Genomic DNA, 14158 nt, shown 5'->3' with positions numbered 1-14158 from the left:
TAACCTATATAGTATAGACTAATTTCTATCTAATAACTTTATACTTCTATTATATATAAATAATTGCATTTAGTAAATTTATTATTTCTTATAATTTACTTCTGTCCAGTCTATTTTTTCCATATATTCCTTTACTAATTCGTGGCACATATCTGGATGTATAGTTTCTTTTGTAGATATAGTTATTGAAGACATAGATATAGCATACTTAACAGTATTTACTAAATCAATACTATTCATGTAACCACTAGCTATTCCAGCAACAAAAGAATCTCCTGCCCCTGTAACATTTACTACTTCTACATCGTTAGCTTTTATTTTTCCTTCTTCTTTTCCGTTATTATAGTATATACCATCTTCATCTAGTGTTATAAACACATTTTTAATTCCTAAATCTATAAAATATTTCCCAGCTTTTCTTAAATCTTCATCATTTTTTATCTTAAATCCACACATTATTTCAGCCTCATATCTATTTGGCTTTATTGTATGAAAATCATTTATTAAATGTTTCACATTTTTCGCTTTAGCCGCAGACACTGGGTCTAATATAAAATTAGTATCCCCTTTAAAAGTTTTTATTATATACTCTACTATATCAGGTCTATCTGAATCTAGTATCATATACTCTGAATTTTTTATTATCTCTGATTTTGAATCTATAAAGTCTGTAGTAAACATATCTATTATCTTCATGTCTACTACGGCAGATACCATTTCTCCTTGCTCATCTAAAATGGCCATATAAGTTGGTGTGTTAGCATTTTTTACTATTAACGAATCACTCATATCGTAATTCATTACTTTAGAATGTTCCATCATTCTAGTTCCTGTTTCATCATCACCTAAAATAGATATGAATTTAGTATTAACTCCTACTCTTGCCATGCATTCAGCAATATTTCTACAGACACCACCAAAAGAAGTGCTTACTTTTCCAGGATTTGAGTCATTGCATCTATAATTTCTATCCGTAAATCCGCATATATCAAAAACTGATACTCCGAAAACTAATGAATAAGGCGCTACATTTTCAATCATCGTTGTTTACCCTCCCTAAAAATCACCTATCCATTTTATCATATAATTGCGAGGTTTTTCTACATATTTTGCATTTTATTATGAGTTATACAGATTTTTACAAAAAAATAAAGGGTACTTCCCCCTTATTTTTTATAAAAAATTCATTTTAGCTATCTCAACTGCTGATTTTGCATCCTTTGAATAGTAATCTGCGCCTAAATCTTTTGCGTATTCTTCTGTAAGTACAGCCCCTCCTACAAATACTTTTGCGTCTATCTCATTTTCTCTTAGTGCTTTAATTGTTTCTTTCATACTATTTACAGTAGTTGTCATTAATGCACTAAGACCTACAAGTTTTATATTTTGATTTTTCGCTTGATTAACAACTTCATCTATAGGCACATCTTTCCCTAAATCAATAACTTCATATCCGTAATTCTCTAACATTATCTTCACTATATTTTTACCAATGTCATGAATATCACCTTTTACTGTAGCAACTATTATTTTTCCCTTAGACATTGTATTATTATTTTCTTTTAGTAAGCTCTCTTTAATAACATTTAGTGATACTTTCACAGTCTCAGCAGATTGTATTAATTGAGGTAAGAATATTTCTCCACTATCATATTTTTTACCTACTATATCTAGTGCAGGTATTAAAATTTCATCTAAAATATAATTTTCATCATATTTTTCTAAAAGATTTAGTGTCATTGGCTTTGCCTCTTCTTTTAATCCTCTTTCAATTACTTTATCTAGTGTAATATCTGCATCAACAGTTTTTACCTCTTTTTTGCTATTATAACCATTATATTTTTCTATATAATTTCTACAACCTTTATCTATGTTTTTTATAACTTTATAAGAATTTATAACTTCCATGCTACTAGATTCATTAGGATTTATTATGGGTAAATCAAGTCCATAGTTTAACGCTAAAGTTAAATATAAATTATTTAGTGCTTTTCTATTTGGCAGACCAAATGAAATATTCGATACTCCTAATATAGTTTTAACACCAAGTTTTTCCTTAACCATTTTTATACATTCTAAAGTTACCATAGATTCATCTTGCCCTGCTGATACTGTTAAAGATAAACAATCTATAAATATATCATCTTTTTTTATTCCATAAGATATCGCTTTATCTACTATTTTTTTAGCTATTTCATATCTCTTCTTTGCTGTATTTGGAATTCCATCTTCATCTAGTGTAAGTCCAACTACACATGCTCCATATTTTTTAACTATAGGAAGTATTGTGTCTAATGATTCATCTTTTCCGTTTACTGAATTTGCAATTGTTTTTCCATTATAATATCTTAATCCTTGCTCTAGGGCATCTATATTTGATGAGTCTATCTGTAGTGGAGTATCTATTATAGACTGTATTTCCTTTATAACTTTAGGCATCATTCTTTTTTCATCTATCTCTGGTAAACCTACATTAACATTTAAAATTTCAGCTCCGCAATTAACTTGGTCTAATGCTAGATTTATTATATAATCTAAACTTTCACTTTTAAGAGCTTCTTTTAAAAGTTTTTTACCTGTTGGGTTTATCCTCTCTCCTATAACTATAGGAGAGAGGATTTCTAAGTATTTAGAAGGTGAACAAACTACGCTTTTAATTTTTTTATCAACATTAACCTTATGTAGAGAATCTAAGTTATCACATATTTTCTTTATAAATTTAGGATTTGTTCCACAACACCCTCCTATAATAGATGCTCCTACTTTTATAAATTTTTTAACTCCTTCAAAAAATTCATCTTCTTTAACATTATAAATAGCATTTCCATCTATTATATCTGGTAGCCCTGCATTTGCTTGAACTATAACTGGTAATGAAGTAATTTTTGCTATTTTTTCAACTATAGGTAATAATTGTTTAGGTCCCAAAGAACAATTTACTCCTATTGCGTCTACTCCTAACCCTTCAATAGTTGCAACCATACTTTCTGGCATACACCCTGTAAAACTTCTTCCATTTCCATCAAATGTCATAGTTACAAATAAAGGAAGATTCGTATTTTCTTTTACTGCTAACACTGCTGCTTTAGCTTCATACAAATCCATCATTGTTTCAATTATTATAAGATTTGCTCCTGATTTTTCTCCTTGAATTGCTTGTCGTTTAAATATTTCATAAGCTCTATCAAAACTCAAAGTACCCATAGGCTCTAACATTTCACCTATCGGTCCTATATCTAAAGCTACATATCTAGGCTTCGATTTATCTACTTCTTCTATTGCTTTTTTTGCTACACAAATAGCGTTATCTACGATTTCTTCTACTGTGTATCCTAATTTATCTAACTTAATTTCATTTGCCCCGAATGTATTAGTTGTTAATACATTTGATCCAGATTTCAGATAATCTTTATGAATCTCTAAAAGTTTATCTGGATTTTTTAGTCCAAATACTTCTGGATTCTCACCTATTTTTAATCCTTTTTGCTGAAGCATTGTTCCCATTGCGCCATCAAATATTAATATATTATTTTTTATATACCCTCTTATCTCCACAAACTTCATCCCCTTTTTTATATCTACAGCTATCGTAATTTTTACAATTCAAGCACGATTTATTTTCAACTTTAATTTTGCTATTTGATATTCCAATTATAGCGATAACTGATTTTCTTGGTATCATAATTTTATTATCTGTAATTGTTAAGCCAATTTCTTTAGGTGAGTTTAAGAAATTTATAATCTCTATATTTGTATCAATAGATAAATCTCCATATCCCGGACTATATCTATTGGTTATGTATTTTCCTTGATTTGATAATTTAAGCTTTAGATCTTCTTGTATTAAATCACAAAGCTCTTCTATAGCAGTAGTCGCACATGAGTCTAAAATTATGCTTTTTGTAAGCTCTGTATATGAATGTTTTCTTATTTCTTTCTCAATTTCCATACCTATTGTTGTTGCAATTATTATACATTCATCACAGTTTTCAAGTAGTTTATATAAATCTTTACTTGAAAATTTAAGATTGCTTCCCTTAACCTCTATCTCATTATTTTCTTTTTTTCTTAATATAGGATAAACCCTCAACATATATCGAGGGTTTATCCTATCTTTAGTTAACTTTATACATTCATTAATAGTATTTTTAAGATTATCACTGATGTCCTGACCTTTGTACTCTAAATATCTTAAAACTTCACTTTTATTTATATTAATTAGATTAAAAGGGTCATTTCTCATACTAATTATTCTCCGTATATATTAAGAGAAAATCCTTTTTGTAGAGCTTCTCTAGCATATTCTTTAGCTCCGAATAAAGATAAATCTTTGTAGTTTCCACATTCGACAGCAGTAGCAGCTGGCATTTTATCTGATTCTAATACCATTTCTAAAGCTTTTTCTAATCCTTCTTTTACAGTTTGTGGTTCAACTTCCCCCCACATTATTAAATAGAATCCTGTTCTACATCCCATTGGTGATAAATCTATTATATTATCTAGTGTTTCTCTTAGGTAAGTAGCTAATAAATGTTCTAATCCATGTATTGCAGCTGTACCAAAAGTATCTGAATTAGGTTGTAAGAATCTTAAGTCAAACTTTGTTACCTTATCCCCTTTTGCTCCATCTAATACACAACATTTTCTTATATATGGCGCTCTTACTTTTGTATGATCTAATTTAAAACTTTCTACTTTTTGCATTTTATTATCCTCCGATACTTATTTTTTTGTATGATAATATTATACTTCATAACAAGTATATATTAGCAATTTTTTATATAAAAATTATATTTCTCATTTTAGTTAAATTTTAATTAAATATGTTAAACACATCATATTTATATTGTATATAAAAAAACTAGCCTAAAAATCAAGATAGCCTTAATCTTTAAGCTAGTTTTATTTATTAATTTATTCTCTCAATATACTTACAACTTGATTCAATATAATCTAAAAATAGTAGTAATCTTTCATATATTGGATGAGATTTTTCGCCATATTTAAAATCTAAACTTTCTCCAATTTCTTTAACAGTTTTCTCACTATCAATTTGTAAAAATACATAACTACTATATTCATCTAATATAATTTTTTTATACATAGGAATATTTACTTTTAATTTTCTTACAAACTTTTGAATCCAGTGATCTTGTTTTTCAAGTACAGTTACTAAACCATCTTTACTCACTTCATATTCAACAACATCAGAAATTTTAAATATTATTTTTAAATCGTTTTCATCGTTATTCATCGCGCTTTACTTTTGATGAAATAAGAGGTAGTGTTGAAAGAATAACTAAAGCAATTAGTAATAAAATGGCCATTGTGTTTCCTGCAGCAAATCCACTTGGTGAGCCTGCTTTTATAACCCCTGTTACTTGTAATATTATACCTATTAATCCAATTATAGAACCTCCTGCAACAAGACCAGAAGATAAACTTACACCATTTTCAACTTTAACTTCTTTTTCTCTATCACTTTTAGAAGTCTTTTCAATGAATACACGTATTAGTGCTCCAACTAAAATTATAGAAGTTGTTGAAATTGGTAAGTAAAAACCTATAGCAACAGTCATAATTGGTAATTCTAATAAGTATAAAACTATTGCCATAAACACACCAGCAATAATCATAACCCATGGTAATTTACCTGACATTATACCAGAAGTAAGTGTTGACATTAAATTTGCTTGCGGTAGAGCAAATTGTGGATTAACAGTATCTTTAAGTTGATCAGTAAGTATTAGGATTGTACCTATAGCAACTATAGCCCCTACAATACCAGCAATTGTAAAATAACGTTGTACTTCATTTTTATTACCACCTATAATAAAAGTCGCTTTCTGAGATTGACTATAACCACCAGCCATAGAAATAGCAACAACTATAAATGATCCAAATAAAAGTAATGATTTATTATCTGCTTGGCTTTTCCATCCCATAGAAACAAATATTAAAGTTACAATAACTAGAGATGCAATTGTCATACCAGATACTGGAAGATTTGATGTCCCTATTGTACCTGTTAATCTTCCTGCAACAATAACAAATAATAAAGATAGTACTAAAGAAGCAATCGCTCCAACAATTGCCATTAAAATATTACCAGAAATTAAAAATGCTGCAATAAATCCAATAACAATACCACCTAATAAAATTAAAATTTGCATAGATGAAGAATCTCCACCATCTTCAGATCCTGATTTTGCTTTAAGTGTCTCACTAATAGATGCAATAATAGTTGGTATAAGTTTTACTGCTCCTATAATACCGCCACAAAGCATCATACCTGCGCCTATATATTTTACATAGTTTCCTGCAATTCCATTAACATCTAACTGGCTAATTGAAATAGAAGGGTCATTCCATAATTTTGCACCTTCACCAGCCATATCCGTAAAATAACCAATTAAAGGTGTAATACCAAAGTTTGATAATATAGATCCAGCAAACATTGTTAAAGATACTTCTAATCCTACAATAAATCCGATTCCTAAAAGAAGAGGATTTACTTCAACTTCAAATTTCCATTTATAAAATTTACTTCCAACAAAACTAATTAAATTATTAGTTATATTAAAAAATGAACTTGTTAAACCAGTTATTACACCACCTATTCCAAAACCAATACCCATATACTTGATTGATTCTCCTCCAGTATCTGAGGCAACAAGAGTCTCAGAAATAGCCATAGCTTCTGGATACATTAGTTTACCATGTTCTTCAACAATTAAATAGTTATGAACAAGAGATGCTGCACCAATACCAAATAAAACTCCACCAACACCAACAGCTATCCCCTGTATAAAAGTTATTTGACTACCTATTAAAATAACAGCTGGTAATACAAATATTGCACCACTTGCAAATGATTCTCCACCACTTGACATACTTTGAATTATATTTTTACCAAGTATTCCTTTTTTTCTAGCAAATACTCCCACAAATGCTGAACCTAAAATAGAACCTGGAATACCGGCTGCAACTGTAAGACCTGCCTTCATACCAGAGTATGTTGTAGAAGCAGCAAAAACAGCGGCTAAAATAATACCTATAATAAGTACTGCCATATTTCCACCTGTTTTAGACTTATCTGTTACATATGGAACATAATCTTTTCCAGATACGCCTCCATATGCGTCTTTAGATAGTTTTTTATTCAACTAAATCCTCCCCCTTTTTATGTAGTTGGAAATATTATAGTATTTTTTCTAACTAATTACAATATAAATTACTATAATTTAACATTACTTAAGTTTTTATGTTCTTATAAGTCCGAATTAAATAAAAAAATTTATAATTTTTAAACGTACTTTATCAAATTATTCTAATTATTCATAATTATCTTTATACGTATACTATATTCAAATTAAAAATATCCTGTATATTTACTTATACAGGATATTTTTATATCAACTTTAATCTTATTTCAAAGATAGTACTTATACTATCACTTTTAACTTCAATACTGCCACCATGTAAATCTATTATATTTTTAGTAATTGCAAGTCCAAGTCCTGATCCACCATCATTTCTATTTCTAGATTTCTCTACCCTATAAAATCTATCAAATATGTGAGGTAAATCTAAAGAAGGTATAGGCTCTCCATAGTTTATAATTTTAACTATAGCCATATTATCTTGCTTTCTTGTTTCTACATCTATATATTTTCCATCATTACCATACTTCATAGCATTATTTATTAAATTTTCAAATGCTCTTACTAGCTTTGATGGATCTACATTTACTAATAATCTATCTTCTGAAAAATCAGTTCTTACTTTTACATTTTCTTTACTAAATTCATACTCAAATTGAGATACTATTTGTCCTAATAGCTCTACTAAGTTTATATCAATTTTATCTAATCGTATAGTATTGTTTTGCATCTTTGTAAGTTCAAATAAGTCATTTATAAGTATATTTAAGTTCTTAGACTTTTTATATGCGATAGTTGTATAATATCGAAGTTCAACTTCATCTTTATATTTATCCTCTTCTATAAGACCTAAATAGCCTATTATAGATGTTAAAGGCGTTCTTAAGTCGTGAGATACATTAGTTATTAAATCTGTTTTAGTTTGTTGGGCTCGTCTTTCTTCTATCGTTATATTTCTTAACTGTGAAACTATGCTATTAATATTATTTGCTAGCTCTTCAATTTCATCTTTAGATTCTGTTTGTATAGTTTGATTTAAATCTCCATTAGCCATAATATTAGTTGTATTTATAATCTCACTTATACCATTAATCTTTTTCTTCATAAGTAATAAATATATAGGTATAACAATTAAAATAATTAATATTAAATATATTAAATTCCCTAAAAAATTATTTTTTATATACAAAAATATGTTAACTGAGCTAATGATAAACCTTGGTATTTTACTGTAATTATCTATATACATATTTATTAATTTAGAGTATATTACATAAATTGTGCCAAAACCTATAAGTCCACTAATTATAAAATATATTATTGGTTTAAAAGCATATTCAAATAAAATTCTTTTATTTTTCAATTTTATATCCCACTCCCCATACAGTATGTATTATTTTATTACCTGCATACCTTTCTATTTTTTCTCTTATCCTACTCATGTGTACCATTACTGTATTATTAGATTGGTAGTATTGCTCTTTCCATACCTTCTCAAAAATCTCTTCTGTACTGAAAACCCTTCCTCTATTACTAGCTAATAAATATAAAATATCAAATTCTCTAGATGTTAAAACTACCTCTATTTCTCCAATCATAACTTTATGCTTACTTTTATCTATACTTAGATTCTCTATTTCTATTATACTTTTATTAGACTTTAATTTATTATTAAAATAATAAGCTCTTCTAAGTAAGGATTTTACTCTAACTGTAAGTTCTAAAGGATTAAAAGGCTTTGTCATATAATCATCTGCACCTGTCATTATTCCTTGTATTTTATCCATATCTTCAGATTTAGCACTTAACATTAATATAGGAATATCTAACTTTTCTCTTACTACTTTACAAACCTCTATTCCATCTATGCCCGGCATCATTATATCTAGTATCATTAATTGTATATCTTCTTTATCTAATATATTTAAAGCTTCTCTTCCGTTCTCAGATTTTATTACATCATATCCTTCGTTTAGCAAGTATATTTCTAAAAGGTTTCTAATTTCTTTTTCATCGTCTACTACAAGTACTTTATTTTTCAAAATTTATCATCCTTATCCATATAGTTTGTTTTTATGAAACCTATCTACAATATTTGATAAAGTTTCACATAGAACAATTATAGTATACTTTCTTCTTTTTTATTTAATTTTTTCTAGCTATATATTCTTCTAATGTTAAATTATTTATATGTATTTCTTTTGCTATATCTTTTCCTACATATCTTATATGCCATGGCTCATAAGACTTTCCCGTTACATCTTCTTTTCCTTTTGGGTACCTTATTATGAATCCAAACTTATGAGCATTTTCTGCTAACCATATAGCTTCCTTTGTACTTCCTACAAACCATCTATCTTCATTAGTTACATCTATGCATAATCCAGTTTGATGTTCACTCGTCCCAGGCTTAGCTACATATTCATTTGCCTTTTTTATTCCGTCTGAAATAACTTTCTTTGTATATATTTCTTTTTGAGATGCATAAGACCTATATGCAGATGTAGCCAAGAATTTTATACCTTCTTCTTTAGCTTTATTAAATAATTTTTCTACTGATTTTGATGCTATTTCTTCCATTTGCTTTTCTTCATCTGTTGAACTATCAATAAATGGTATACTTGGTATATCACTATTAATCGGTTTATAGTTTTTATCCAGTTTATTATCATTGTTTACTAATAATGTGTTTGTTATAATATTTGAGTTACTTTTATTTGATATTTTTTCTGGTGTTAAAACTTTAAATAAAATAACTGTAACTGCTAAAATAACTATAATTGGTAATATAAACTTAATTTTTTTCATAATCTATCTTCTCCCTTTAACTTTGCTAATCCTAATTAAATTTAGTGATAGCGAATTTTCATAGGTTAATTTTAAAGGATAGATTTTAAGTAAATTATAAGTAATTCTTAAGAAATCTTAAGTTTATTAATTTTTAATGGAGGATATAAATATGACTATGCAAAAACTTCTTAGTAAAGCTCGTCAAGCTATACAGGATTTTGATATGATACAAGATAACGATAAAGTAGCAGTTGGGCTTTCAGGTGGAAAGGATAGCTTGACATTACTTCATATACTAAAAAACTACCAACGATTCTCTCCACAAAAATTTGAATTAATAGCTATAACCCTAAATCCTGGTGGAGTAGATAATTCTCCATTATACAAATTATGTGAAGAGTTAGATGTAGAGTTTCATGAAGTACAAACTGATATAAAAGAAATTGTATTTGACATAAGAAAAGAAAAAAATCCATGCTCATTATGTGCTAATTTAAGACGTGGTGCACTAAATAGTACAGCTAAAGAACTAGGATGTACTAAAGTTGCACTTGGACATCATAAAGATGATGCAATAGAAACATTTTTAATGTCAATGGTTTACGAAGGTAGAGTATCTTGTTTCTCTCCAAAGTCAACTATGGATAAACAAAATATAACTATAATAAGGCCCATGATATATATAGAAGAATGGATGACTAAGAAGGCTACAAAAGAATATAACTATCCAGTTATTGAAAATCCTTGTCCAGCAGATGGACTTACAAAAAGACAAGATATAAAAGAACTTGTAGCTAGATTAAATAAAGAAATACCTGGCGCTAAAAAAAATATATTTGGAGCTTTAAATAATTCTGATAAATTATTTATATGGGATAAAGATAAAATAAAATAGTATATAAAAAGCATGGATATTTATTCATGCTTTTTATATACTACCTCGTTTTTAGACTATATTTATAATATCTTCGACCTTATCCATTTTTTCATCATAAATTTTTGGCCTTTTTATACTATACCATTCATATGTTTTTTGCAAACCTTCATGTAGTAAAATATTTGGTATGTAAAGACCATGTTCTATTAATTTATCTATATCTAACTTATAATCTATATTTCTAAAAGGAAAATATTTTCGCTCTTCAAATTTAACCTTATTTATATCTACATATTTTATTATAGGTAATTTTCCTACTACAAAACCACAAGTTTCTATTAGTTCATTCCATGATATCAATTGTGGATTCGTTACATTATAGGCTTCTCTAACTTTATCTGTATGTATTAGACTTTCTAATACCTTTACTAAGTCTTCAATATATATAAATTGATTGACTACATCCTTTCCGTAAGGCACAGGTATTTTTTTATTATGTAATATTCTATCAAAGAAGTAATACTCTCTATAAAAATTATTGTTAGGACCATATATATAGGTTGGCCTAATAATTATATATGGAATATCGCTATTTATAACAAAATCTTCAGTTTCTTTCTTATCTAGACCATATTTTCCCCAATGATTATTTTCACCTTTTTCATGATCTTCTTTAGCACTTTTACTACTGTCTTTATAAACTGCTCCAGATGATAAAACTATATATTTTTTTAATGATTTTACATCTACAAAGTCTATAAGATTTTTTATATCCTCTTTAGAGTAAGCTGTCATATCAAATATATATTCATATCTACTTCCTTTTAATGATTTTTCCATATCTTCTCTTTTTCTACGATCACATAAGATATGCTTTTTTAGTCCTTTATACTTTACCAGCTTCTTTCCTCTTGTAAGTATATCTACATCATATCCAGATTTTATTAAGTATTTAGCAAGCGTAGAGCCTATAAAGTCACTTCCACCCATAACTAAAATTGATTTCATGTTAAAATTTCCCCCTCTAGAAATATAATTATCTTAAAATCAACATTTTATATGTCATAATTCTTTTGCATGAAATACTACATGTACTAATTATTTTAGTATTTTTAAAAGTTTATATTAATTTTTGGATTTAATTAGCCATAATAATAGACCTACAAATGAACAATCCTAAGATGTCTTGAGGTCTTTATTATTTAAATTATTGATATAGTATTTATTTTACTTCTACTAGCTTATCAATACGACTATTTAACTTATCTTGTAGCATATATAGTAAAACTGGGATATACATATAAGACATCCATCCAACTACATTAAATAGTATTAGTATCAATATTATTGAAGCTACAACTGATGTTATCTGAGAAGCCCTATGACTTTTTTTAAATATTTTAATAGTTGTACCACACATTAATCCAAATAATAAAATCATTAATGAGAATATTATAAATATCCCAAAACTTTGAATTCCCTTTGAAAGACTTGGAATAGAAGAGTATCCTATAACAAAGATAAATGTCAATAATCCAAATATCATATATAGTTTTCCCATACTATTTCTTTTAAACATAAGTAATACCGTAAATCCAAGATATAAATAACTTAAGAAACTAACTAAACCCAATTTTTCCACCTACCTTATTTACTACTAAGTCTTTATAAAAACAAAACCATAAAGCTAGTTAAAATGCTTTATGGTTTTGTAAATAATTAAATCTGTATATTTATACTCCTAAAAACATTGATCCAGCTGCTAAAATTATTACTGTTGCTATAAATATCATTACTAATAACTTAGTTGCAAACTTTACCCATGTTGAGTAGTCTACTTTAGATATTGCAAGTCCACCCATAACAACCCCTGATGTAGGCGTTATTAAGTTTACTATACCAGAACCAGCAGAGAATGCTGAAACCACTATTTCCGGAGCAATATTTAATTTTTGTGCTAATGGTGCAAATATTGGCATAGATACTGACGCTAAACCTGAAGTTGATGGTATTAAGAATGATAAAGCTATGTATATTACATAAGCCATATTAGCAAATAACATTCCTGATACACCACTTAATACTCCTGACGCTTTATCTAATATATATAAATCTAATCCAGAATTTGCCATCATGAAAGATATTCCTCTTGATACACCTATTACAAGAGCAACTCCAACCATATCTGCAGCTCCTGCTATAAACGAACTAACTATATCGTCTTCCGGCATTCTATAAACTACACCTATTATAACAGCCATTAAGAAGAACCATACTGTTAATTCAGGGAACCACCAAGTTCCTAAAGCAGCTCCGTTTAACCATGAAGTAGTATTTTCAAATATAGTTATACCAAAGTCACCCCATGGAATAACACCAGCTATCATAACTATAAATGAAAATACAAATAGCGCTAAAACAACTTTTCTTTTTCCATTTAACTCTAATACTTCTTCAGTATTTTTACCAAAAGCGTCATGAGCTAGATCTAATTCATGCTTTGATAATATTGTAGCATTTTTATCGGCTTTAACTTTTTTAGCATATCTTAACACATAAGCTATTGATATTGCTAAAGTTACAAACCATAATACTACACCTACCATTATAGTAGTACCTTGGTTTATAGTTACTCCAGCTGCACCAGCAGCAGAAGCAGCAGCACCAACAGCAAATGGATTTACTGTTGATCCTAAAACCCCAGTACCAGCTCCAAGTAATATAGTAGCAACAGCTACTAATGGGTCAAATCCAGCTGCCATCATTGTAGCAGTTATTAATGCATAAAAAGCTAATGATTCTTCTGCCATACCATAAGATGTTCCACCTAATGAGAATATTATCATTAGAACTGGTATTAGCATTAATTCTTTTCCTTTTAATTTTTTAACAAGTCCTCCAACTCCAGCGTCTAAAGCACCTGTTTTTGTAACAACTCCTAGGAATCCTCCTATTATAAGCACAAATAGTGCAACATCTATAGCTCCTTTAAGTTGACCATTATTCCATACACTCATGTATGATCCATCATAGTCATTTATTGTCTGTAGTGCTCCTTCTACTCCTTTTGCTTCCATAGCAGCACTTACAGCTTTATCCATATCTAAATCTTTTACACCTACCATACCTGTAACTGGAGCCATTACTAAGTCGGCTATTTGAGCTTTTTTAACTCCAGGAACAAATTGAGTTACTATTGCAATAGATATCATTATAGCTAATAATACCGTATATGCAGATGGGAATTTGAATTTCTTCTTCTTATCCTGTGCCATCTGTATATCCCCCTTCTCTTTTAATTTTATTAAAATATATATTACATATAAAC

General features: G+C 28.3%; 13 protein-coding genes. 1 reads left to right on the top strand and 12 read right to left on the bottom strand.

Annotated elements, in window-relative coordinates; genetic code table 11:
• Positions 1-81: 81 nt before the first annotated feature.
• From JNUCC81_RS00520 to JNUCC81_RS00480, 9 genes are all read right to left on the bottom strand, one after another.
• Positions 82-1041 (bottom strand): carbohydrate kinase family protein, encoded by a 960-nt coding sequence (locus JNUCC81_RS00520; RefSeq protein WP_454094875.1) that lies wholly within the window; start codon positions 1039-1041, stop codon positions 82-84.
• A gap of 132 nt (positions 1042-1173) precedes the next feature.
• Positions 1174-3555 carry a homocysteine S-methyltransferase family protein gene (locus tag JNUCC81_RS00515; protein WP_454094874.1) on the bottom strand — a complete coding sequence of 794 codons (2382 nt, stop codon included), beginning with the start codon at positions 3553-3555 and terminating at the stop codon, positions 1174-1176.
• Positions 3527-4243: a vitamin B12 dependent-methionine synthase activation domain-containing protein gene (locus JNUCC81_RS00510; protein ID WP_454094873.1), complete on the bottom strand. Its 717-nt coding sequence runs from the start codon at positions 4241-4243 to the stop codon at positions 3527-3529. The genes JNUCC81_RS00515 and JNUCC81_RS00510 overlap by 29 nt, the downstream gene beginning before the upstream one ends.
• A 5-nt stretch (positions 4244-4248) precedes the next feature.
• Positions 4249-4704 carry an S-ribosylhomocysteine lyase gene (locus JNUCC81_RS00505; RefSeq protein ID WP_454094872.1) on the bottom strand — a complete coding sequence of 152 codons (456 nt, stop codon included), beginning with the start codon at positions 4702-4704 and terminating at the stop codon, positions 4249-4251.
• Between the two features lie 205 nt (positions 4705-4909).
• Entirely contained in the window at positions 4910-5254 is a 345-nt protein-coding gene (locus JNUCC81_RS00500; RefSeq protein ID WP_454094871.1) for a PqqD family peptide modification chaperone, read from the bottom strand.
• Positions 5247-7166, bottom strand: a complete 1920-nt coding sequence (locus JNUCC81_RS00495) for an OPT family oligopeptide transporter (protein ID WP_454094870.1) — start codon at positions 7164-7166, stop codon at positions 5247-5249. The genes JNUCC81_RS00500 and JNUCC81_RS00495 overlap by 8 nt, the downstream gene beginning before the upstream one ends.
• Before the next feature lie 244 nt (positions 7167-7410).
• Complete coding sequence (locus tag JNUCC81_RS00490; RefSeq protein ID WP_454094869.1) at positions 7411-8268, bottom strand: HAMP domain-containing sensor histidine kinase; 858 nt, start codon at positions 8266-8268, stop codon at positions 7411-7413.
• Between the two features lie 247 nt (positions 8269-8515).
• Positions 8516-9205 (bottom strand): response regulator transcription factor, encoded by a 690-nt coding sequence (locus JNUCC81_RS00485; protein WP_454094868.1) that lies wholly within the window; start codon positions 9203-9205, stop codon positions 8516-8518.
• A gap of 103 nt (positions 9206-9308) precedes the next feature.
• A complete protein-coding gene (locus JNUCC81_RS00480) occupies positions 9309-9971 on the bottom strand; it encodes a M15 family metallopeptidase (RefSeq protein WP_454094867.1) in 663 nt (220 codons plus the stop codon).
• 151 nt (positions 9972-10122) lie between these two features.
• Here JNUCC81_RS00480 and JNUCC81_RS00475 point away from each other — a divergent pair, with 151 nt between their 5' ends.
• On the top strand, positions 10123-10848 hold the full coding sequence (locus JNUCC81_RS00475; RefSeq protein WP_454094866.1) for a tRNA 2-thiocytidine biosynthesis TtcA family protein: 726 nt from the start codon (positions 10123-10125) through the stop codon (positions 10846-10848).
• A 51-nt stretch (positions 10849-10899) separates the two neighbouring features.
• Here JNUCC81_RS00475 and JNUCC81_RS00470 read toward each other — a convergent pair whose 3' ends face one another.
• From JNUCC81_RS00470 to JNUCC81_RS00460, 3 genes are all read right to left on the bottom strand, one after another.
• Entirely contained in the window at positions 10900-11838 is a 939-nt protein-coding gene (locus JNUCC81_RS00470; RefSeq protein ID WP_454094865.1) for an NAD-dependent epimerase/dehydratase family protein, read from the bottom strand.
• Positions 11839-12052: 214 nt separating this feature from the next.
• Positions 12053-12463: a hypothetical protein gene (locus tag JNUCC81_RS00465; RefSeq protein ID WP_454094864.1), complete on the bottom strand. Its 411-nt coding sequence runs from the start codon at positions 12461-12463 to the stop codon at positions 12053-12055.
• Positions 12464-12563: 100 nt separating this feature from the next.
• A complete protein-coding gene (locus JNUCC81_RS00460; protein WP_454094863.1) occupies positions 12564-14105 on the bottom strand; it encodes a YfcC family protein in 1542 nt (513 codons plus the stop codon).
• Positions 14106-14158 lie beyond the last annotated feature (53 nt).

Source organism: Faecalimicrobium sp. JNUCC 81 (assembly GCF_053667625.1).
This window is presented reverse-complemented; position numbering and strand designations above follow the sequence as displayed.

Bases quoted from the DNA above. Each gene is read 5' to 3' on its own strand.
- JNUCC81_RS00490 (WP_454094869.1), bottom strand. From the start codon at position 8,268: ATGAAGAAAAAGATTAATGGTATAAGTGAGATTATAAATACAACTAAT.
- JNUCC81_RS00470 (WP_454094865.1), bottom strand. From the start codon at position 11,838: ATGAAATCAATTTTAGTTATGGGTGGAAGTGACTTTATAGGCTCTACG.
- JNUCC81_RS00475 (WP_454094866.1), top strand. From the start codon at position 10,123: ATGACTATGCAAAAACTTCTTAGTAAAGCTCGTCAAGCTATACAGGAT.
- JNUCC81_RS00480 (WP_454094867.1), bottom strand. From the start codon at position 9,971: ATGAAAAAAATTAAGTTTATATTACCAATTATAGTTATTTTAGCAGTT.
- JNUCC81_RS00460 (WP_454094863.1), bottom strand. From the start codon at position 14,105: ATGGCACAGGATAAGAAGAAGAAATTCAAATTCCCATCTGCATATACG.
- JNUCC81_RS00500 (WP_454094871.1), bottom strand. From the start codon at position 5,254: ATGAATAACGATGAAAACGATTTAAAAATAATATTTAAAATTTCTGAT.
- JNUCC81_RS00505 (WP_454094872.1), bottom strand. From the start codon at position 4,704: ATGCAAAAAGTAGAAAGTTTTAAATTAGATCATACAAAAGTAAGAGCG.
- JNUCC81_RS00520 (WP_454094875.1), bottom strand. From the start codon at position 1,041: ATGATTGAAAATGTAGCGCCTTATTCATTAGTTTTCGGAGTATCAGTT.
- JNUCC81_RS00510 (WP_454094873.1), bottom strand. From the start codon at position 4,243: ATGAGAAATGACCCTTTTAATCTAATTAATATAAATAAAAGTGAAGTT.